This window comes from Acidicapsa ligni, from assembly GCF_025685655.1.
Taxonomy (GTDB): Bacteria; Acidobacteriota; Terriglobia; order Terriglobales; family Acidobacteriaceae; genus Acidicapsa; species Acidicapsa ligni.
This window is the reverse complement of the sequence record NZ_JAGSYG010000001.1, coordinates 810,661-831,328: the sequence shown is the minus strand read 5'-3', so window position 1 is coordinate 831,328 and position 20,668 is coordinate 810,661. Positions and strand designations below refer to the sequence as shown.

The 20,668-nt window shown below is 54.0% G+C and carries 19 protein-coding genes and 1 pseudogene; 9 read left to right on the top strand and 11 right to left on the bottom strand.

Features of this window, described 5'->3' with window-relative positions:
- Positions 1-3 precede the first annotated feature (3 nt).
- The 11 genes and pseudogenes from OHL19_RS03265 to OHL19_RS03220 form a co-directional block, all read right to left on the bottom strand.
- Positions 4-1,512, bottom strand: coding sequence for an HlyD family type I secretion periplasmic adaptor subunit (locus OHL19_RS03265; RefSeq protein ID WP_263356151.1), 1,509 nt, complete (start codon positions 1,510-1,512; stop codon positions 4-6).
- Positions 1,487-3,217, bottom strand: a complete 1,731-nt coding sequence (locus tag OHL19_RS03260; protein ID WP_317890536.1) for a type I secretion system permease/ATPase — start codon at positions 3,215-3,217, stop codon at positions 1,487-1,489. The genes OHL19_RS03265 and OHL19_RS03260 overlap by 26 nt, the downstream gene beginning before the upstream one ends.
- A gap of 50 nt (positions 3,218-3,267) precedes the next feature.
- Positions 3,268-3,654: pseudogene (locus OHL19_RS22990) on the bottom strand (cysteine peptidase family C39 domain-containing protein); the annotation flags it as partial.
- 5 nt (positions 3,655-3,659) lie between these two features.
- Positions 3,660-5,063 carry a TolC family outer membrane protein gene (locus OHL19_RS03255; protein WP_263356150.1) on the bottom strand — a complete coding sequence of 468 codons (1,404 nt, stop codon included), beginning with the start codon at positions 5,061-5,063 and terminating at the stop codon, positions 3,660-3,662.
- Between the two features lie 42 nt (positions 5,064-5,105).
- On the bottom strand, positions 5,106-9,782 hold the full coding sequence (locus tag OHL19_RS03250; protein ID WP_263356149.1) for a beta strand repeat-containing protein: 4,677 nt from the start codon (positions 9,780-9,782) through the stop codon (positions 5,106-5,108).
- Positions 9,783-9,818: 36 nt separating this feature from the next.
- Positions 9,819-10,397 (bottom strand): hypothetical protein, encoded by a 579-nt coding sequence (locus OHL19_RS03245; RefSeq protein WP_263356148.1) that lies wholly within the window; start codon positions 10,395-10,397, stop codon positions 9,819-9,821.
- A gap of 166 nt (positions 10,398-10,563) precedes the next feature.
- Positions 10,564-10,734 (bottom strand): hypothetical protein, encoded by a 171-nt coding sequence (locus OHL19_RS03240; RefSeq protein ID WP_263356147.1) that lies wholly within the window; start codon positions 10,732-10,734, stop codon positions 10,564-10,566.
- A gap of 84 nt (positions 10,735-10,818) precedes the next feature.
- On the bottom strand, positions 10,819-11,127 hold the full coding sequence (locus OHL19_RS03235) for a hypothetical protein (RefSeq protein ID WP_263356146.1): 309 nt from the start codon (positions 11,125-11,127) through the stop codon (positions 10,819-10,821).
- A gap of 58 nt (positions 11,128-11,185) precedes the next feature.
- Positions 11,186-12,994, bottom strand: coding sequence for a relaxase/mobilization nuclease domain-containing protein (locus OHL19_RS03230; protein WP_263356145.1), 1,809 nt, complete (start codon positions 12,992-12,994; stop codon positions 11,186-11,188).
- Positions 12,991-13,395, bottom strand: coding sequence for a plasmid mobilization protein (locus tag OHL19_RS03225; protein WP_263356144.1), 405 nt, complete (start codon positions 13,393-13,395; stop codon positions 12,991-12,993). The genes OHL19_RS03230 and OHL19_RS03225 overlap by 4 nt, the downstream gene beginning before the upstream one ends.
- A gap of 416 nt (positions 13,396-13,811) precedes the next feature.
- Positions 13,812-14,864 carry a sugar-binding domain-containing protein gene (locus OHL19_RS03220; protein ID WP_263356143.1) on the bottom strand — a complete coding sequence of 351 codons (1,053 nt, stop codon included), beginning with the start codon at positions 14,862-14,864 and terminating at the stop codon, positions 13,812-13,814.
- Positions 14,865-15,022: 158 nt separating this feature from the next.
- Between OHL19_RS03220 and OHL19_RS03215 the strand changes: the two genes are divergently transcribed.
- From OHL19_RS03215 to OHL19_RS03175, 9 genes are all read left to right on the top strand, one after another.
- Positions 15,023-15,526 carry a hypothetical protein gene (locus OHL19_RS03215; RefSeq protein WP_263356142.1) on the top strand — a complete coding sequence of 168 codons (504 nt, stop codon included), beginning with the start codon at positions 15,023-15,025 and terminating at the stop codon, positions 15,524-15,526.
- 3 nt (positions 15,527-15,529) lie between these two features.
- Positions 15,530-15,706, top strand: a complete 177-nt coding sequence (locus tag OHL19_RS03210) for a hypothetical protein (RefSeq protein WP_263356141.1) — start codon at positions 15,530-15,532, stop codon at positions 15,704-15,706.
- A complete protein-coding gene (locus OHL19_RS03205; protein ID WP_263356140.1) occupies positions 15,696-15,956 on the top strand; it encodes a hypothetical protein in 261 nt (86 codons plus the stop codon). The genes OHL19_RS03210 and OHL19_RS03205 overlap by 11 nt, the downstream gene beginning before the upstream one ends.
- A 10-nt stretch (positions 15,957-15,966) precedes the next feature.
- Positions 15,967-17,508, top strand: coding sequence for a type IV secretory system conjugative DNA transfer family protein (locus tag OHL19_RS03200; RefSeq protein WP_263356139.1), 1,542 nt, complete (start codon positions 15,967-15,969; stop codon positions 17,506-17,508).
- A gap of 11 nt (positions 17,509-17,519) precedes the next feature.
- Entirely contained in the window at positions 17,520-17,720 is a 201-nt protein-coding gene (locus OHL19_RS03195) for a hypothetical protein (protein WP_263356138.1), read from the top strand.
- A 3-nt stretch (positions 17,721-17,723) separates the two neighbouring features.
- A complete protein-coding gene (locus OHL19_RS03190) occupies positions 17,724-18,563 on the top strand; it encodes a hypothetical protein (RefSeq protein WP_263356137.1) in 840 nt (279 codons plus the stop codon).
- Positions 18,564-18,592: 29 nt separating this feature from the next.
- Positions 18,593-19,381 (top strand): hypothetical protein, encoded by a 789-nt coding sequence (locus OHL19_RS03185; protein ID WP_263356136.1) that lies wholly within the window; start codon positions 18,593-18,595, stop codon positions 19,379-19,381.
- Between the two features lie 67 nt (positions 19,382-19,448).
- Positions 19,449-20,408: a DUF3991 and TOPRIM domain-containing protein gene (locus OHL19_RS03180; protein WP_263356135.1), complete on the top strand. Its 960-nt coding sequence runs from the start codon at positions 19,449-19,451 to the stop codon at positions 20,406-20,408.
- 50 nt (positions 20,409-20,458) lie between these two features.
- Positions 20,459-20,659, top strand: coding sequence for a helix-turn-helix domain-containing protein (locus OHL19_RS03175; protein WP_263356134.1), 201 nt, complete (start codon positions 20,459-20,461; stop codon positions 20,657-20,659).
- The last annotated feature ends 9 nt before the right edge of the window (positions 20,660-20,668 follow it).

Here is a 20,668-nt window from a genome sequence, read left to right as displayed (position 1 = left end):
TGTTTATCTCTCCCTTAAAGCCTCATGCGAAGCACGGGACAAGGGCGACAACAGGTACCCAATAATGTGTCGGGAGCCAGTCTTGACCTCGACCGTTACGGCCATACCGGGAGTGAGGTTGACCATCCGGTCGTCAATCTCCATTTGGGTTTTATCGAGCGATACGCGGGCTGCATAGACCAGCTCCTGCCCCTTTGGTTCACTGGTGTCGCTCTCGGAACCAGCCTGTTGTTTGTTGTCTGCCTTATCGACCGGCTTGTCGCGAGTGATGGCATCCTGCGATACGGATATTACCTTGCCGTGCAGAAGGCCGTAGCGGGTGTAATTGAAGGTATCGATCTTCACCATGACATCCTGCCCCTCATGCACAAATCCGATGTCACGATTGGAAACCATCGCCTCGATCTCCAGATGGCTATCAGCCGGGACAATGGATAGAAGCGCCTGAGCAGGCGTTACAACGCCGCCCTCTGTATGAACCGCGAGCTGCTGGACCGTGCCGTCCACGGGGGCCGTCAATGTCTGGAGGCGGTATTTCTCGGAAGCCTGAATAAGCTGTTCGTGGAGGCTTGAGGCTTTTTGTTCGGCCTGCGTCAGATCATTGAGATTCTTACGCCTATATTCAGCCTCGGTCTGGGCACGCTGATCCTTCAGAGATGCAACTTCAGCAGTAGCCTCCTGAAGACGCCCTTCCTGCACCTTCAGTTCCTGTTGATGCTCGACGAGATTTTGCTGGATCGCATAGGCATCGAGTTTCGAGCCGACACCCTTATCTGCAATGGTTTTTTTACCCTCAGCCTGCAGCTTCAGAAGCGGCAGCGCATACGTGATTTTGTCGATGTTGGACTGAACCGCAGCAAGATTGCCTTCATGCTGCGTGATTTGGTGGTCAAGCCCAGACAGTTTGGCGCGGATTTCCGCAACCTGGCTGACCAGAAGGGATTTCTGCAATATTAGCTGTTCCGGTGGTGCGTTCTCGGGCGCGACAAAATCATCCTCGGGATTATCTGACATGCCAAGTGACGCATGAAGACGCGCTGCATCAAGCGCTGAGGTCATATATTCCTTTTGCAGCCGGTCGCGTTCCGCCTCACTGATCGTGGAATCAATCTCGATCAACACCTCACCGGCTTTCACCTGCTGCCCATCCTGCACATGAATGGCCCGCACGACGCCGGTCTCGAACGGCTGGATGATCTTGGTTCGGCCTGTAGGTACGATCTTGCCGGACGCAGTAGCGATAATATCGACGGAGCCAATGCTTGCCCACAGAAGCGCTATGACGAAGAAGGCAATTAATGTTCCGGCAATGATACGTCCAGCAGGCGATGCCGGCGTTTCGATAATCTCAAGCGCAGCCGGCAGAAACTCGGTCTCGGATTTTGGCTTCAGATGAGGTTCGAGATGAGCCCATAGTTTCTCAGACCTGTTTTGAATAGTGTCGGAAGTCTTCTGAAACCGATCCCATGCCTTAAGGGCTATGGCTTTAAGCGCTATTTGCTGTGCTGACATGGAGCCCTCCCTGCAGGCGGAGCAAGTGGGCATAGCGGCCATTAGATTTGACCAACTCTTCGTGGCTACCGTCTTCGGCGATACGGCCTTTTTCGATAGTGATGATGCGATGGCAGTTCCGTACCGCCGAGAGCCTGTGAGCGATAATCAGCACGGTACGCCCCTGCACGATCTGGCGCATATTTTCCTGAATGATGCGTTCGCTTTCGTAGTCGAGAGCACTGGTCGCTTCATCGAATATGAGAATGCGTGGATCGGTCATCAGGGCGCGGGCAATAGCGATACGTTGACGCTGACCGCCAGAAAGGTTTGTGCCGCGTTCGCCGACATGGGTGTCGTAACCTTGTGGTAATTCGAGGATAAATTCATGAGCGCCTGCGAGTTTTGCCGCCTGCACAACGCGCTCGGTCGGGATGCCGGGATCAGCAAGAGCTATATTGTCGCGGACCGAACGATTGAACAGCACGTTCTCCTGCAACACAACGCCAACCTGCCGTCTGAGCCATGCAGCATCAACAGCCGCAAGATCTACACCATCGACCATCACACGCCCGCCTTCGGGCACATAAAGGCGCTGTATTAGTTTTGTAAGTGTCGATTTACCGGAACCTGACGGGCCGACGATACCGACAACCTGCCCCGCCGTAAGCGCAATATTCAGATCGTGCAGAACAACAGGACCATCCGGCGTATAACGGAAAGTCACATGCTCAAGACTGACGGCCCCTTTGATGGCAGGCAAAGCGGTGCGCCCTGCCATAAAGCCCGGTTCCGGATGCGTGTTGAGAATGTCGCCAAGCCGTGCGACCGAGAGCCGCGCCTGATGGAAATCCTGCCAGACCTGCGCGAGACGCAGGACCGGCTGAGACACCCTGCCCGCCAGCATATTGAAGGCTACGAGTTCTCCAACCGTCATGTTGCCATTGATGACGGCCTTGGCTCCAAAGAACAGGATCGCTGCCGTTACCAGCTTGCTGATGAGTTGAACACCCTGACTGGCCCAGTTGCCGAGATTGAGCACACGGAAACTAGCCTTCACATAACCGGCAAGTTGCTCTTCCCAACGGCGCTGCATCTGTGGCTCGACGGCCATGGCCTTGAGGGTCTCGATGCCGGTGATGCTTTCGACAAGAAATGACTGGTTTTCAGCACCACGATTGAATTTCTCATTAAGGCGACGGCGAAATGCCGGCGTCACAGCAACCGATATGGTGACATACAGAGGAAATGACGCGATCACGATCACGGTCAGAAACAACGAATAGAACGCCATAACTGCAAGGAAGACGAACGTAAAAAACAGATCGATCACAAGCGTCAGTGATGAGCTGGTCAGGAAGTTCCGTATGTTCTCAAGTTCCCGTACACGCGCAACACTGTCGCCTGTCCGCCGCGCTTCGAAATATCCAATTGGCAGAGCAATCAAATGTCTAAAAAGACGGGCACCCAGTTCCACATCAATACGGCTCGTTGTGTGCGAGAAAACATAGGTACGTAAGGCCGTCAGAACGCTCTCGAAGATTCCGACTGTGATTAAGCCAATGACAAGAACATCGAGCGTTGTCAGACCCTGATGTACAAGGACTTTATCCACCACGACCTGAAAGAACAGCGGCGTGACCAGAGCAAAAAGTTGCAGGAAGAATGAGCAAAGAGAACTTCGTAGAGCAGATGCCGGTACTTGTGCATTGCCTGCAGAAACCATGTGATATTGAACGACCTTGCCAGCTCACCGAGCCCCGCTCTCCGCGCCATAAGGACCAGATTGCCGCTCCATTGGGCTTCAAATTCAGCACGAGGCAGGATTTGCGGACGGCCAACCAAAGGGTCCTGAATCAAAACCGTGCCTTCTGAAACCTTGCCGAGTATAAAAAAGGTTCCGTTTTTGCGTTCGGCAATGGCGGGAAGCGGGGTATCGGCAAGGCGCTCCCAACTGCTTTGGATTACACGCGCTTTCAATTCGAGTTCTTTTGCAGAGCGAAGCATTTCAGAGACGCCAAAAGTGACGCTGCCGAATTTATGCGTAAGCTGAGCAGGATCGACCGCGATGCCATGAAAACGGAAGATCAGGACAAGCGAAGCAAGACCGGTATCAACTGCACGTTCCGGAGAATTCGTTTCTGGTGTGGTGGTGCTAGTCATGGGTACTAATGACTCACCGTAGCCTTATCGTCTTCTTCGTCAGAAAATCCGATCCACTGGCTGCGAGCCGTTTGATAATGAGCGTCTGGATCATAGAGATTGACCGGTAATTTAAGCGCTGCGGCCGTCAGGATGCCGGTCGCTGAGCGGATATGAAGGATAGCGACGGCGATATCGTGATCTGCTTGGACGATCCCGGTTTTGGCATCGATCAATTCCTGCTCGGCATTGAGGACGTCGAGCGTTGTGCGCGTACCTACGTTTGCCTCTTCCCTGACGTTCTCTAATGCGAGTTCCGCCGCATCCTTCTCGGCCCGATCGGCAACGAGAGTATTACGTGCAGTCAGAAGGCTTTGCCATGAGCTGGTTGCATCGTCGTAAGCCTGATGCCGCGCTTCTTCGAGCTGCATACGCCGTTCGGTTTCGCGCTGCTGTGCTGCACGTGTGCGCGAATAATCCGCACCCGATTTATAGAGAGGCATACTGACCTGCACCATGACCTGCAAAGTATCCTGCCGCCCAGGGATGAAGGTGCTTTGATCCCATTGCCGCTGGCTCGTTCCCACCAGATCAACTTCCGGAAGCAGGCTGCCTTCATTAAGCGTTGTCTCTTCTTTTGCTTCGTCGAAACTCTCGCTTGCGGCCTCAATACCGGGATTCTGCTTCTTGGCAAGATTGAGTGTTTCTTCGAGCGTGGAAGGGTTCTCCAGTTCCAGATGCGGCTGTTGCAAAGTTCCCGGCATATCGCCGACCAAATGAGCGTAGGTGGCCCTATGCTTCTCAAGGTCTCCATCAGCCTTTAATCGATCAGCTTCGGCACGCCTCACCCTCGATTCCGCCTGATGGACATCGGTGGTGCCGGAAGCACCAGCCTTATTGCGCTCCCGTGTCGCATCCAGCTCTTTTCGAAGGGCCGCTTCATTGTCACGATCTAGTGAGACCAGCGCCTCATCATGCACAACATCGAGGTATGCGGTTCCGGAATCAAGAAATAGCTTCTGTTCCGTGAGCTGCAGATTGGCGCGTTCGGCTGCGACCTGCTTTTCGGCAGCATGGGTAGCGGATACCGTTCGAAAACCCCGGAACAGAGGCTGGGTAATCTGAAAACCAGCACTACGCGGCGTGAGGCCGCTCGACGATGAAGGGATCGGAGCTGATGAACTGTCGCTGATGCCTTGATTGCTTACACCGGCATTAGCCGTAGCTTCAATATCCGGACGCCAGTTACTGAGCGCCTGAGAGACCTGCTCATCGGTTTCGCGCAGCTTGGCGCGTTCGGCCTGAAGTGTAGGGTTCGTTTGATAAACCTGTGTCAGCGCTTCTTCGAAGGTCTGCACCTCCGCACATGCAGGCACACCAAACATACATATGGATGCTATAAAACCCACTGACCAGAGATGGCGCTTCATCACAAATCTTTTCCGGAAAGTCCGGCCCTTATCAAAACCGGATCAAGTATGCCACGCAGCGGTAATTGCCGACTGTAAAGTCGTATCCGTCGGCATGCTCGTCGCGGTCTGGGCGTTAAAGCTGGTATGCGCGGTTTGATACGTCGCCATCGCGGACACAAGCGCCGATACCGCTGTTGTCAGCTTCAGACCATCGGCATCCATTTCCGAAACTTGCGCCCCGGCATTGCTACCAAACCAGCCATTGATGGTGACGGTATCGGTTGTGCCCAGAAGATCGACGACAAGATTAGTGCCGCTCTCCTTGAACCAGAGTTTTTCATCTGTCGTGCTGGAACCAAAATTGATCTTGCCGTTGGCCGCTGTGTCACCGTAGGAGGCATTGTTGACAGCGATAGCACCAAACGTCGAACCAACTTGATATTGATCGCCCGCTCCGCCGTTGATCGTGTCACTCAAACCAGCGCCGATATCGATTGAGTCATCGGAGCCGTCCACGGTGTTGCCGCTGGTTGTGACATTGATCGTGTCGCCGGTTCCGCTGCCAAAGACATAACCATTTGTACTGGAAACGTTGATCCAGTCGCCCCCGTTCGTGCCGGAGACATCGACAGTATCGGTGCTGTCGTTGAGCGAGACGACATCATTCGTGCCATTAACGTTTGCCCAGACAGTATCGGCATCGACATTCACGACATCGTTATTGGCGGAGGCCGTTGCAGTGTCGTTGCTGCTGGTTATGTTGACCCATGCATCATCGTTATTGATGTTGACGGTGTCGTCTAAATTCGTCGTGGTCACGACGTCGTCGTCGCCTTCGAGATCGACCCACCCGCCTGTCCCGTTGACCTGAACGACATCATTGGCACCATTGACGGTTACAGATGCATCATTGCCGTTCGCATTGATCCACTGATTATCGGCGTTACACTCCACAATATCGTCACTCGCATCCAGGTTGACGACTGTCCCCTCACCATTCGCGTTGGTCCATGCGCCCGCACTATAGACATTTACGGTATCGTTAGTGCCGTTTGAGTTGACCACATCATCCGCGCCGGTACCGGTGGTGATGGTATCCGTACCGATGCTGCCGGTGAGGGTCTGGTTCGCCGTATTATTTCCGGTGATCGTGAAATTGCCGCTGCTGCCACTCGCATCGAGTGTGAGATTACCGGTAACGGTCTTACCCGAGAGGCTGTAGACACCTGCACCCGAAAGATTAACGGCTCCAGCTCCACTGTCGGCAGTGAAGGTTGAGAATGCATTGAGCTGCGCCAGTGTGAGGGTCGTGGATGCCCCATTCTCGATTTCGAGTAATGTGACGTTGCCTAGGGTCGCGTTCGCAATGCTCGCATTTGCAGCAGTGATCTTGATCCCGTTCGTGCCCGCTCCACCATTGAGCACATCACCTGTTGGAAGTGCATAGCCAACGTCGAATGTGTCGTTGCCGCTTCCACCCGTAAGCGTATCGAGACCTGGCCCTGCAACGAGAGTATCGCCACCAGTGCCTGCTATCAGGGTGTCGTTCCCATTCCCGGCATTCAGGGTGTCGCCCGTGCCGTTGCCTGCAGCGACAACGTAATCGCCGGTCGAGCCTGCCGACAGGGACTGCCCGTTCGTATTATTACCTGTAACGATGTTGGTGGTGGTTGCTACTGAAACTGTGCCGACGACGGTCTTTCCGCTGAGGCTGTAGGTACTGTTGCCTATCACGACCAGTGTTTCTGCTCCCCCTGACTCATTGTCAAATGTGGTGAGCGCTGCAAATTGGCTTGCCGAGAGTTCAAGTGAACCGCTGACATCATCCTGCAGTGTCTCCACTCCGGCGATATTCATTCCTGAAAGGTCAGCGATACTCACATCGAGCGTATCTGTCCCGCTACCGCCTGTGATGGATGTCCCGACTGCTGGCATAACAGCAACCACGAAGGTATCGTTGCCCGAACCACCATTAAGTGTATCCAGACCTAATCCGGCATATAGAGTATCTCCGCCTGAACCAGCATTCAGCGTGTCGCTGCCGGTACTGTCGGTCGCATCCAGTATGTCGCCTGATCCGCTGCCCGCCGTTAGCGTGTTGTTGCCGGTGCTGTCACTGGCATCAAGCGTGTCATCGGCACCGCTGCCTGCCGTGAGAGTATTATTCCCGTCGCTCCCCTGAACACTTAAGGTGTCGTCGTCTCCATTTCCGGATGTGAGCGTATTATCGCCGAAGCTGTCTTCAGCACTTAGGGCATCGTAGCTGGCATTATTTGCGGTGAGTGTATTGTTGCCAAGACTGCCCGCTGCAACTAGATCGTTATATCCATTGCCTTCGATACCTGTAGTGTCATCTACCGTCAGGCTGTTATTGCCTGTGCTGTCACTGACATCAAGATCATCGCCGAAGCCATTCCCAGCCAGGAGCGTATTGTTGCCGGAGCTGGATGTTGCTGTCAGGTTAGCCTGCTGCCCATCGGCCACTGTCAGACTGTTATCGCCGCTTGTGTCGTCGGCATCCAGTGTGTCAGTAAAGCTCGAAGCGCTTCCAACGAGGTTTGTGTCCTCCGTCGCATCCGCATACATCGTGAGATAGCCGGAAACGGTGGCATTCGCCATTGAATAGGTCCCGCCACCATTGGCAATGATGGTTGTCTCTTCTCCACCTGCGGTAATTGTGCCGAGTCCGGCAAGCTGACCTCCAGATACAGTCAGGCCGATGCCCCCCGTCAGAATGGTTGTCTGGATACCTGTTATCGTCGAACCGCTGATATCCATGTCTGCATCGATGGTAAGCGTATTACCGGTGCCGTGGCCTGTGAGGGTCGAACCGGCTGCGAGTCCGTCGCTTAACCCGAATGTGTCTCCCCCCGTGCCGCCATTGATCGTGTCTACGCCATCACCGGCGACGAGAGTGTCACCTGCACCATTTCCAGCATTGAGAGTGTCGTTTCCGAACAGGCTCGCAGTCAGTGTTTGCCCTGCCGTACTGTTTCCTGTGAGAGTTGTGCCGCCCCAGTCCTGCGCAATGAGGTTGCTGACCGTGCCGCTCACTCCTGCAAGTGAATAGCTTCCCGATGAGGTGATGGTGAGTGAACCACTTCCAGCGATACTGCCGAAAGCGCCAAACTGCGTACCGGTCAGCGTCACGTTGGTCAGATTAGCTTGCTGGATATTGCTGATCGTGTCCTGTGATATGTCTCCCGATGCATCAAGGATGTTTGTCTTTCCTGAAACGCCAGTCACATGAGCGCCTGGAGTACCAGACACGCTGAACGTATCATTGCTTCCCGATACTGTCCCATTCACGGTGTATGCGGTTCCGGTCGGATTCAGGTAGTCGAAATTTGCCGTATCAAGCGCCGAGGCGGTCGTGCTGTCTCCAAGATTGCCAAGATAAGCAATCAGCGCTTCTTCCGGTGTATCTGTGCTTGCTGGGGTGAGAACTGTATCGCCGTCTGTGCTGGACAAAGAAATTGGAGTGCCGTCAGTCAACGTCAACGTGGCGGCACCGGTGGAAGTATTCAGAGCCAGCGTCCCGAGTGTCACCGGATCGTTATAGGACAGCGTGACATTCTCAATAGAGGATGACGTATTCGCAAGCGCCAGAACGGTGTTGGCATCAAAGGTGACAGGTGAACCTGCAGTCAGCGTGAGTACCTCACCTTTGCCCGTGCTGAGATTGGGTCCAAACGTATAGTAAGTTCCATCAGTCCCTACCGTAGAGTCGAAGATAACCGTTTGGTTTGGACCGTTTGTGGTAGAAGTTGTGCTGATCGCAGTCGGGACATAAACTATTCCACCGGTGCTAAGGGTCCCACCAAGCTTGCCATTTAATCGGGAGAGTTCGGTGCCAGTGATACTGAGGGAGTTGGTTGTATTAACAGCCGATGCAATCGTACTCCATGTATCGCTTGGCTGTACGACGTAGAAACCCAATGCTTCTATATACGGATTGAGAGCCGCAAAAAAGCTCTGCACGGGTGTTGTACTCAGATACGAGGCATCTGCTGATGTATTTGCTGCCATCTGCTCCAAAAAGCTGACGAGCGCATGACTGTTAAAATCAGCGGTCGGCGTCAAGCTGCTGATCGAATTGCTTCCGTTAATGGTCGGATTGAATCCAAGCATGAATGCCGTGGCAACCAATGAGCGATCCTCATAGGCGGTATTGGAGGATGTTGCAGTGTTAAAAGCCAGCTGATATGCAGCGGCAGCATAGTTTTGATTGTCTAAATCACCCGTGATGCTAGACCCTAGGAAACCGGTACCGGCGTTATACCCGACTAACAAAAGCGCCTGCCGAGCATTCTCGTTCAAACTATTGTAAGCACCTGGAGCCAACGTCCGAGATAAGCTAGGTATGATCGTCTTCGTGGAATAGTAAATCATTACATCGCTTGCTATGCCCCTCCAGTCTTGAGAGGTGATAGAGTTATTCAATTGCGATAAAGTGATGCTTCCACTTAACCATTGACTGACTAAATTTAAGTCTGCCGGGCTCATATTGCCACCAAATGATGCAGACATGGCGGCTAACGCGTCCGTATTAACGACATTATGCACGGCATCATATACGAGAATTCCATAGCCGAAGTTCAAATCTCCACTGCTATCAACATAAAACGGCGTTTGGTTTGCCGCAGGGCCGGTGGAGACCGGATATCCACTGTATCCATTGCTGCCTAAAAACGCTGCATTCTCCAGTTGCTCCAACAGATCATAGGTGTCAGTCATTGTTCGTGTGCCCGTTAAATTTTGAGGATTAGACCGTCACTGTGCGGGATCGAGATCGATGGTTTCTGCTTTGACGATGAAGCCGCGATTATTTACCTCCAGAAAATCGCACAATGCTTTGCCCTCGTGCTGAATCTCTTCATATTTCTTTACGCTTAACGTCGATAAACTCGAAATCGCATTCGGACAGAATTTTATGGAATATGCATTGGCGGCTTCCTGATGAACTTTCATTACCCATTCATCATTGAGTGTGAAGCCTCTTTCTAATTTTTGCCCATTGATAAACAGATTTATGCCATCATTTTTGGGGAGAGCTGCCTGATCGGCAACGAATGAAAACACCTGATCTTCACCAAGGGCGCAAGTGCCCTTTGTTTGAGTTTTTTGGCCTGTTCTTTCGCCAAGCGGATAAACCCCTTCACCAGGAGAGATAGTCCTCTCTTTTCCAGATGTATCCCAATCGTAGAATGATCTAAGAGACACGGATTGCGAGATTGGATCGCATGTCATTTTGATAAACGTATAGGCGATGTCTGCCTTCGCGATGCGCGGATCGAAAACAACGAACGAAACAAAAAGCAAAATGATGAGATTTGAAAATGTTCTGCCCATGTGTTCCTCGACCTGGTTGGGGTTTCTTGGTCGCGACGGCACGGTACTGAAGGAAGGGCGGGGCTTTCCCGCGCAGCTTATCTATACGCGCTGCTACTTATCCGTGTATTCAGAATCCAGTGCAAAGTCAACGGACTTCCCCTCAAGTGTTGGAATAGCGCTTCGTTCACTCTTCGACGAGTGCCTGTCCAGGACGCTCTGGCTCTGGTTCTGCAGGCGTCGTCCCAACGGGAGCGAAATAGACGTAGCCGCTGAACCCGCCGATGGGCGTCCGGTCTAAAAACCCGTGAAAGATGCCATCGCTGTCGAGGCGTCCGTTACCAATTTCCAGCCACACAAAATGTCTCTTGCTTATCCGCCTTTTAGTGAACGCGGTGTGTGTGGGCGTTTGCGGTTCCGTCATGGAGCGGGTCTAGCAGGGTCAGAGGTGCGGGTAAATATGGTCCTGGTCAATCGGCTGCAAATCGTCGTCCATGTCGTCGTGGAATGAATTGAAATCGTGCCACGGGTTCATCCAGTCCAGTGTGTGTGAAAGGAACGATGTCGCGGCGTAGACGGGGGCTGGAAGTTTCGGCACTCGGCGCATGATCTTCTTAGCTGTCGGCATGAAGCCAGAGCGTGCCCGCTCGGTGCGTCGGCGTGCTGGCGTTTCAGGTTCCGGTGTGTGCCGCGTCAGCTCCAATGCAACGCTGCGGAATTTCCGTTTGAGCCATTCGGTGAGGCCGGGCATTTTTCGCAGATGAGCGGGACTTTGGTTTTCGCCTTGGGGTTCCCTATTCCCTCGGCTCCTATCGGTCTCGCCCGCCTCTCTCCCTGACCCGTTGTCGTTCGGCCTCTCTTTCGATTTCCTGTTGCTGGCGCTGTTGAGCCATGTCGCTCGTGTACCTGGCGAAATCAGCCGTGTGGTCTGCTTCGGCCTCACGTCGGTCACCGGCAACTTCACCCTGCCGTATCTGTTCCGGCGTAAGCGTCGGCGAAAACAAGGAAGCAAATGCATCGCTGAAAGCGTCAAGCGTTTTGCCGACTGTACGTGTCGCGGCCCTGCTCGTGCTTATCACTGGTCCAAACGGATCAGCGCCTTTTGAGCGCATCTTTTTGCCAAGGCGTCCGGTCGGGCGCGCGTCCCTTTCACCCTTGAGCTTTCCGGCGCTTAGATCGCGGAATGCCTGGCGCTCGATCTCTCGCAATGCACCACGCTCTTTGACGATTTCGAGTGTGGCGTAGACACCTTTGAATTCCTTCGGATCAAGCGCTGCCATGAATTTCTGTACACGATCTGTCTTCTCCCCGGTCGTATAGAGATTCAGGTTGTAAACCTGTCCGTTATCCGCAACGGCTACGTAGTCACCTTCGCGAAGCCTATGCGGAATTAAAGCGGCGAAATCAGTTTTGTAGAACTGATCGATGTTGTTGTTTCTGACATCCTCGCTTGTCGCGATAGCCATAGTGAAGCCGCGCTCTTCCAGTGACCTCACGAAACTGTGGGCATCACTGCTTCGCTTGTAAGCCGCGTATATCGCGGCATTCGGTCCGCGCAAATGGTCCGGTGCATTTTCTCGCTTCTGAACATCCTGAGCTGCTTCATTGAAGGTCTGGGAAGGCGTTTGCTCTGAACCATCTTTTTTCCTACTGCCCACCCCTTCGCGTTTTTTTCTGTCCTCCGGTTCGACATATTCCCGTTCGAGCTTTTCCCTGTCGATCGCTGCATTGATGACGGCGTTCTGCCAGTCCCGATCGGCACGGTCGCGGTCCCATTCCTGCTCGCGCCTTTCCGGCTGGCGACCTTTCGTTCTTTCCTGTTCCGGCTCGACCATGGCTCGAACCATGCCGACGGTCGGCATATCATCGCGGGACAAATCAGAGAGGCGGTCACGTATCTTCGCCGCCGTCATATCGAGGATGCGTTTGCCTAGAACGTGCAAGCCCCCTGCCCGGTCGATCACAACGAAGTCCCTGCGTTCGCCTTGCGCGAGCGTCATGCCTTCATGCTCAAGCGCTGCCTGAAAGCTTCTGCCGCAATCGGCGCGGTCCCAACAATCGCGTATCGTGTTCCTCAGCTCGTTGGAGTCCTGGCCGAGACGCCGGGCCTGCTCCTCTTCAGCGCGTGTCGGTGCGAATTTGATCTTGCCTTCCCGGTGGTTCACTACCGGCTCCAACGCGAAATGCGCTTCCAGTTCACGGCTGATCGACTTCAACCTGAGTTTGAAATACGGCAACGCCTTGGCCGATAGCGTCTGTTCATCGATGCGGCTCCATGCAACATGCATGTGCTCGTCGTTGTTGTGCTCGTATGTATGAAACGAGATGGCGCGGGGCTGATCCGAAAGCCCGAGCATCCGCTCAATCCGGTCGGCGGTAAGCTCCCATTGCTGGCGTGTGAGAGTTTCGCCTTCGCGGTTTCGTACCTGGACATGAAAGAAAGGCTGCTCGCATCTTGATGCCCCGGACATGATCTGCACGTCCCGAAAGGCGTCTTTGATATTCGTCGCCGCAAAGCCGCGAAGCTGCCACAACTCGGCGCGTTCGCCCTCTTTGCCGGTGATCATATACGCGGCAAGCCGGACCCCGTTATTGTGCGTGGTCCCTTTAGAAATCATGTCCGGTCCTTGCGTCCGACGATCTCCCGAATGGTGGCTGCCGCTGCGCGTATCTCTGCGAGTGCTGCAAAGCATTCGTCGGCAGTGATCGAAGATCCTGCGATATTCAATCGGTGGGCAATCTGATTGACGTTGTTGCCGACACGGTTCAAAGCCGCTGTCGCGTGGCCAAGGGCCTCGGCGTCCACGGGAGCGCTACGCCTGGCGCGTGGGCCGGGAGTGCCCAGTCCGCAAGCTCTCAGAAAGCTTGCGACACTGAGGCCGGTCAAACGGGCTTTCTCTTCCACGGCGATGCGTTCCTCCGGCAGGAACCGGACGGATACAGGAACGCCGCGCTTTCTTTTCTCGCTGCCGCTTCGCGAAGAATGCGGCTGCGTGTGCGGGCTCGCGTTCGCGTTCATGGGCATACCGTCCATGAGCGAAACGCGGCATCGCAGAAGCCGGAAGGTGTGGAAACGGGCAGAGTTTCCGCTGTCGCTTGCGACACACAGGAGGGGATGCAACGGGGAGGGGCTACGCCCTGCCCCTTGCCGAGTTGAGCCACTGGATCGGCTGAAGGCCGAAACAGAATGGCGTGGCGCGGAACTTCCGCGCACAACTCGCTGTCGCTGTTAATCGCAAGAATCATCCGGCGAATGAATCGAAGAATCAACCGCTGGGCAAATCCTTTTGTGTTCCGTGCACGAAACAATTCAGATGCGCAACACGGGGAAACGAGGCTGGGCAGTAGGAAAGAGGGTATGCGGGTCGCTCGGACACAATACCGATGTATGCTCAGCCGAACCGGGATTGAGGCAGGCATGAACATAGGTACCGCTCAGGCCTCCTCCAGAATTTTTTTCGCGCTGTATTCGTCGATGATGAGGACGTTGAACATCTTCTCTCTGAGCGCCGTAATGACTGGCTGCACGTCGAATGGATTACTGAAAGCCACCACGAACTTGCCGGATTCGACCATATGCTTATAAAACTGAACTCCCCAGTAGTGCTCTGAAAAGTGACCCGCTGTTAGCCAAAAGCGCCAGTCCTCATTGCCTTGGCCGAACTTGTCGTAATAGCAGTAGCCTATGGAACCTGCTGCGCCCTCTGACTCAAGTTGTTGCGGTGTTGCGACAAACTCCAGCAGGCTGAAACTGAAGAATTTCCGTAGGCTTCCCGTAACTTTAGGGTGCACCGAACCAATGCCGGTAAAGACGACATCGATATCATCCATTGCGCGTACTACCTGACTAATCGCTTGGTTTCGTCCAAGCGCTTCGAGCTGTTCCCTCACTGCTCGGCGAGTTTTTGGGCCAGGTGCAGCGGGTGGATACGGAGGCACGGTTGCGTAGTTGCAATGTCCCGGTAGATAACCGCATCGAGCCCAAAGAATTGAGGCATTCACGACGGGGTTTATATGTGTCGAACTTTGGTTAGAGCCACGTCCGATCAACGCTGGAATCTGGATGCGGATATTGTGACGATCCTGGTTTGCGATGCAGTTGGCAAAAGCCAGCACATGCCTTCCACCACTGACCGAAATGTTGAGGGTGTTCTTGCGCGGAAAAGAACCCGGCAACGTCTCGAAAAACTCTGACGCGCCGATTGCCAGCTGCTTGACTAGGCCGGGGTATTGTTCGGGCGATGTGATTCTTGATCCCGGTCGCACAATGACTTTCTTCATGTGGGGGTATCTTTCCCCGAGTTGCTTTTCAAGCTCCTGCGCGGCGGTCTGAAAGATATCGAACCGGATCAGGCCTTCCTGCCTGGCGCTAGTCAGCAGTTCTGCGACATGCCGCCTGTTTGTGCTCAGCTTTTTCGCGATCTCTACTTTGCTCAGGTCTTCCAGATGATACATACGCGCCGCAGCAACCATGAGCGCGTTTGACATTGATCTTCTTGGTCGAGGCATAGGCATTCTCCCTGAATTTCATTCTAGGGATTACCTATGCAAACGTTGTGCTCAACTTGCGCAGTAGTTGCACAACTTGAGCACATTAAACGGCTCCCTTTGAGGTTATCCATAGAAGGTGTGGGAGGTCGTTACAAATGAGGGATTTTCAGTTTCTTGGTTCTGGCCCGATTCAGTTTGATTGCTGTTGCTTCAAGTCTGGCCATCTCATCTGGGGACCATGGGCCAGGCTCGGTTCTACCGACAGCATCCAGTATCTTGCTCAATGCAAGAACATCCGCTTCAAGGATGAGAATTCTGTCTTTCCTGGGATTCTTCGGCGGAGCCTCATCAAGGCCGTGATACCGGTGATGCACCACGGGTACACGCTTGGTACGCAGCCTGAAGCCGAATTTAGTCTCTCCGTCGTTGGCCCAGTTCCAAAGAGTCTTCTCGCTAACGCCCACGACGATCTGTGCCGCCTGATGAACGTTCAAGTAACGGCCCTCTTCGTCGATATGCGGCTTGGCTTTTTTCATCCCGAAACACAAGCCGAATTCCAACGTGAAATCAATCAATTTGTCGCAGAGCCAGATCGTGGCTTCTGCCTGCACCCTCGCGATCAGGCGGACGGCTTTTATGACGAAAGCGAGGTCAGCTAAGCAATGACAAGCGCAGAGATGGTTAATGCAATTGCAGTCGATGCTCTCGATGTGAAAAAGGACACTTTGCCCGAATTCGCATTGTCCCGTGAACAAACTGCGCCTTCGGACTGGCTGGATATCTGCCGGTGGGAAGACGAAGGCGGTGCGTTAGGAAGGAGCGAGGCCGATGGCGAGTGACAGCGTCTCCCGCCTTGAACAACTCCGCCGCAGGGAAGCTACGTTACGGACCGCAATCGCCGAAGAGAAAGTCCGGCAGCAGAAACGGGCGGAGAAAGACCATGCCCGGCTTGCAAGCATCGTCGGCGAGTGTCTTTTGGCTGATCTGGAAGTGGACTCAAAGCTTGGGCTTTTGCTGGAGGAAAGCCTGAAACGCAACGCAACCCCTCGCGACGCGGAATTTCTCAAGTCGAGAGGATGGCGTATCTGAAAGGGGACGTATGACATCCATACTCTTCATCTTCGTCATGATCGTTGCCGGATCGATGATTGCAAGGGATAGCGCGAACAAAAGCAGACAGAAACGGATCAAGGCCGCATATGTTTTTAACCCTGAAAAGACGCAGGCATCCGCCGGGTTTGCAGCTGAGGCAGAGATTGAACGCGGCGGTCTGTTCAAAGGAAAAGGAATTCGCTTCGGATTCTCGCCAGACGGCAAACGTGTGCTGCGCTATCCGGGGTCCGGCCATGTCCTTGTCGTAGCCGCGGCTCGCAGTGGAAAACTTTTGACCGTCGTCGCGACCATGATCCTTTCTCTGTCAAGGAAAGTAAGCCTTTGCCTTATAGATCCAAAGGCCGAAATTATTTCAATAGTGGGAAAGGCTCGAAGGGCCTGCGGCAAAGTCGCGGTGTGGAACCCCTACGAAATCTGTCTCGACTATATGAAGGGCCTGCGTCAGGTGAGCCTGAACCCTATGGATGACATTGACCCGCATTCCATCAACTTTTGGTCCGACTGCTGGAAACTTGTCAGCACACATTGGGACGAATCAGAAGAGAAGAGCGATCCGCATTGGGGTCCGTCCGGCAAGTCCTTGTTTGGGGGAATCGTCCAGGTGCTTGTCAAATACGGCAAGCCTGAAGAAAGAAATCTGCCCACTGCGAGGGCCATCCTTACCGGTGCAAACGGCCACTCTATCCACGAATTTGCGCGAGAAGTGATGGCTCTTAATGATCCATCGTTGCAGCAAATCTTCGCACGTTATGCCGCGAAGGGAGCCGAAGAGAGTAAGGAAATTCAGAGCTTCATCTCGACAGCAACGACCCAGACAGAATTCCTGAATGACCCAGCCATTGCTGGAAAGCTGATGCGGTCTGATGTGAGCGTTCGCGACCTCGTGCGAGAGGCGGGAACGACGTTGGCGATATGCCTGCCGGTCAATCGGCTGCATACCAGCAAGGCCTTTTCACTCTTCTCGGGGTGGGTGCTGCACATAACTCTTGAAGAGGGACAAAAGGGTCGCAGATCGGATTGCATCGTGGTGATCGATGAGATGAGTTTGATCGGTTACAGCAAGGCTTGGCAGGATGCATTCGCTCTTGCGGCGGGTGCAGCAGGTCTCAAAATCGTTGCGATATACCAGGACGTTTCGCAAATCATGAACCAGTTCGGCAAGGCGTGGCCGACGATTGTCCAGAATTGCGGCCTGACCATCTGGTTCGGCGCTCGGGATCAGGCAACGCGGGACGTTGTCTCAAAACTTGCCGGAGAAACGGAAGTCCTGAGCCGCAATCGCAGCGTGTCAATCGACCACCTGACAGGCGAGCCGCATGTATCGGATAGCGCGTCATCAGTCGTGCGCCCGGTCATCCGCCCGAGTGAAGTCGGTGCCCTCGCAAGTGACGAAATGCTCGTGTTCTGTGAGGGTGTGCGTGGTGTCATCAAGGCCAAACGGAAGCCCTATTTGAGTGAGTTTCGCGGGCGATATGGCAAGAATCCTTACTTCAAAGAGACGGGAATCCTAAGCAAATTGTTTGAGTAAAAGAGGTTGTTATGGCGGACTTTTCGAAATTCACGGGAAGCGGTCAAGGGAACGATGCGAAGCAAGAGCAGGCCCCGCAGGAACAATTGCGGCCACAGGCGGATAAGGAACGTGCGCCAAGTTCGTTTCAACGTTCGCAGGAAAAAGAAGGCCGCAGTGAATGGAGCGGCGCAAGCATGGGCGGCGGTACATGGGCCGGGAGATCGAGGTGAGTTATGGCAACGGCAACGCAAACGGGATTTAACTACGACCTTTTCAAGAAGCGGGTAAAAATGTTCGATTCGGACCGTGATGGTGAACGCAACGTCGCCATCAGTCAGGCGCTCAGGCAATGCGCCGAACATGATCCGCCGCTGCTGTTCTATGAGGCTATGTCCGGGGCATTCGGCGAAGACAACGATGCGGATCAGGACCGGTTAAAGGCGGATTTCTCGGAGCTTAAATCTGTCGCTTCCCGGCTAAATGGAGAGAACAGCCGGTTGCTTCAGGAAATAGATCGCCTGCGACTGATGAGGTCTGCATCAGAATGGCCGCCTGCCTGGTTCGTGCAACCGAAGCCCCTGCTCTTCGCGCTTGGGATCGCAGTGGCTATGGAATGGCTTTTGTTGCTGCCCTTCTGGGAGCTGCCGGAGCGGGACACTTTCCTCCTCATTCAATGGGCGCACACGATCTGCGCCGCGCTGTTCCTGCTATGGAGTCTCGCCGTCTTCAAATGCGAAGGGTCTAAGCGTCTTGCGTTCGGCTGGCCTGCGTGGGGCGGTTCCTGGTTTGCTCTCATCGCTATCCATGCGTTTCAGGACGGCGGCTTTCACTGGGATGGGTTCCGCATCGGGGTGATAGCGGCACCGCTTCACTGGTGGAGCGCTGTCGGCTTCGGAGCAGCGGGGGACAGGGTGACTTCCGCGCTTATCGTGCTTGCTTCCGTCATCGACATCATCTGCGGAGCGAAGGTGCTTTTGTGGCTGAAGGACAGGCTCATTCAGTGGACAGCAATATTGTGGGAATTCTCCGTCTTTCTGTTCGGCGAGTTGCGGAAGCGACTGGTGGATGAATAACGCTGAAACGTTCAAGGGAGGCATGAGACATGAACTCAACACTGAACATCGCGAAGAAACCCAATGAAATCGGGGCTGTTTCAACCGTCGATCTCGGGATGCAGCGCCAGCAAATGAATGACGCTCTGGCACGTTTCGGTATTGCCGAAAGTCATTCGGTATATGCACGCCCTCGCGGTCGCCTTCTATTCGGCCTCGATCTGACGGCAAGCCGGGAAGAAAGTCTTGAACAGGCCCGGATCGCCACAGCTTCGATGTTTAAGGCGGTCGCCGCTATCGGAAACATCAAAGTGAAACTCGCCTGGTATCGCGGAGAAGATGAATGCAAGGTAGGTCGGTGGCACGATGGCTCCGAGTTTCTATGCCAGTCGATACGCAACCTCGGCTGCGAGAGCGGCTGCACGCAGATTGGAAGGATATTGCGCCTCGCACTTACCGAAACCGAGAAGCTCTCAGCTCTGGTCTTTGTCGGCGATCACTGCCACGACGAACTCGATGCTCTTCCTGGGTTAGCGAAGGAACTTGGCAATAAGTCAGTACCGATATTCATCTTCCACGAATGCAGGGATGGCGACAAAGAAGCGCGTAAAAGCAAGCCTATGTTCAAAACACTGGCGGAACTGAGCGGCGGAGTTTATGTCGAATTCAAGCCGAACAGCGGCAGGGTTCTTCGTGAGCTTCTGTCCAATGTTGCGGTCTTCTCCGCAGGAGGCCTCGAAAGTATCAAAGAGTTGCCGGTAGCCTGGACGAGGGAAGCCCGCAATTTACAGGGCCAATTGCGGCTAATGCTTGGGAATAGCGGCTCTCGAAAAGGTTGATGCGTTGATTCAGGCGCACTACTATCGACGTTCTAAAAAAAATCGAAGGTGGGCGGTAGGAGAAAAAATGTTTGATCCCGAGTTGGAAAGCTTCAAGACGAAAATCGACATTCAGGACTATGCTGCCGCGCAAGGTTATCAACTTGACCGCAAGCAGTCCTGGAAGGGAACGAGCGTCATGCGGCATCCGAACGGAGATAAGGTATACATCACGCTCGATAGCGACGACCATTACGTTTATAAGTCGTACCGCGACGAAAGTGATAAAGGCTCAATTATTGATTTTGTGAAAAACCGAATGGATCTGAGCCTGGGGGCTATTCGCAAAGAGCTTCGACCCTGGATCGGGCAACCACCTATTCCCGTGCCTACTTTTCCTGCCCTGCACAAAACAAGCAAGGACAGGATGAAGGTGGTTGAGGCCTGGTCCCGCATGAAAGATGCAGGCGGCGGTCATCCTTATCTCGAACGAGAACGTGCCCTGCCCGCTTCGCTCCTCGCTCTTGATCGGTTCGCTGACCGTGTCCGCATCGATAGCAAAGGCAATGCGGTATTTCCGCATTTCGATGCCGAAGGTCTGAGCGGCTATGAACTCAAGAATGTCGAGTTTACCGGCTTTGCATCCGGTGGAAATAAAGCCCTCTGGCTTTCGCACGAATTACCGGGCGATCAGCGGCTGATCTTTTGCGAATCTGCAATCGACGCTCTAAGCCATGCGGTCCTGTTTCCTGACAGCCATGCGAGGTATGCATCAATCGGCGGCAAGCCCGGTCTTCAACAGCCGGAACTTATTCGAGCAGCTATTGTGCGAATGCCGGTGGACAGTGAAATCGTTGCTGGCATGGATAACGATGCTGCCGGTGCCGAATTATCAGGAGTGGTGAAAAAGGCTGTTGCTCTGACAGGCCGCCTCGATCTGAAGTTCTCTGTGCAGGAACCGTTTGGCGTGAAGGACTGGAACGATCAGCTGCGCCAGAAACCTCAACCCTCCCTCCTCTTCCGCCCGGAGATCCCTTCCGTCGCCTGAATTCTGCCGTTCGAGGTGAAACACAGATGTTTCGCAAAAACGCGGTCGAAATGGATTCTAATGGTCATATCGGTAGGCGGCTCCTGAATGTCAGGGAGGCTGCCCTTTACCTCGGTCTCGAAGTGGACACGGTCTACAAGAAATCGCGGTTGCGGGAAGTCCCCTGCGTCAAGGTCGGTCGTGCGTTGCGGTTCGATGTGAAGGCGCTTGAGCGCTACATCGAGCAACACACAATCGAAACCATTGACTGAAGGGAGAAG

Coding starts and splice junctions, on each gene's coding strand:
- OHL19_RS03265 (WP_263356151.1), bottom strand. CDS start 1,512: ATGTCAGCACAGCAAATAGCGCTTAAAGCCATAGCCCTTAAGGCATGG.
- OHL19_RS03260 (WP_317890536.1), bottom strand. CDS start 3,217: ATGGTTTCTGCAGGCAATGCACAAGTACCGGCATCTGCTCTACGAAGT.
- OHL19_RS03255 (WP_263356150.1), bottom strand. CDS start 5,063: ATGAAGCGCCATCTCTGGTCAGTGGGTTTTATAGCATCCATATGTATG.
- OHL19_RS03250 (WP_263356149.1), bottom strand. CDS start 9,782: ATGACTGACACCTATGATCTGTTGGAGCAACTGGAGAATGCAGCGTTT.
- OHL19_RS03245 (WP_263356148.1), bottom strand. CDS start 10,397: ATGGGCAGAACATTTTCAAATCTCATCATTTTGCTTTTTGTTTCGTTC.
- OHL19_RS03235 (WP_263356146.1), bottom strand. CDS start 11,127: ATGCCCGGCCTCACCGAATGGCTCAAACGGAAATTCCGCAGCGTTGCA.
- OHL19_RS03230 (WP_263356145.1), bottom strand. CDS start 12,994: ATGATTTCTAAAGGGACCACGCACAATAACGGGGTCCGGCTTGCCGCG.
- OHL19_RS03225 (WP_263356144.1), bottom strand. CDS start 13,395: ATGAACGCGAACGCGAGCCCGCACACGCAGCCGCATTCTTCGCGAAGC.
- OHL19_RS03220 (WP_263356143.1), bottom strand. CDS start 14,864: ATGTCAAACGCGCTCATGGTTGCTGCGGCGCGTATGTATCATCTGGAA.
- OHL19_RS03215 (WP_263356142.1), top strand. CDS start 15,023: ATGAGGGATTTTCAGTTTCTTGGTTCTGGCCCGATTCAGTTTGATTGC.
- OHL19_RS03210 (WP_263356141.1), top strand. CDS start 15,530: ATGACAAGCGCAGAGATGGTTAATGCAATTGCAGTCGATGCTCTCGAT.
- OHL19_RS03205 (WP_263356140.1), top strand. CDS start 15,696: ATGGCGAGTGACAGCGTCTCCCGCCTTGAACAACTCCGCCGCAGGGAA.
- OHL19_RS03200 (WP_263356139.1), top strand. CDS start 15,967: ATGACATCCATACTCTTCATCTTCGTCATGATCGTTGCCGGATCGATG.
- OHL19_RS03195 (WP_263356138.1), top strand. CDS start 17,520: ATGGCGGACTTTTCGAAATTCACGGGAAGCGGTCAAGGGAACGATGCG.
- OHL19_RS03190 (WP_263356137.1), top strand. CDS start 17,724: ATGGCAACGGCAACGCAAACGGGATTTAACTACGACCTTTTCAAGAAG.
- OHL19_RS03185 (WP_263356136.1), top strand. CDS start 18,593: ATGAACTCAACACTGAACATCGCGAAGAAACCCAATGAAATCGGGGCT.
- OHL19_RS03180 (WP_263356135.1), top strand. CDS start 19,449: ATGTTTGATCCCGAGTTGGAAAGCTTCAAGACGAAAATCGACATTCAG.
- OHL19_RS03175 (WP_263356134.1), top strand. CDS start 20,459: ATGGATTCTAATGGTCATATCGGTAGGCGGCTCCTGAATGTCAGGGAG.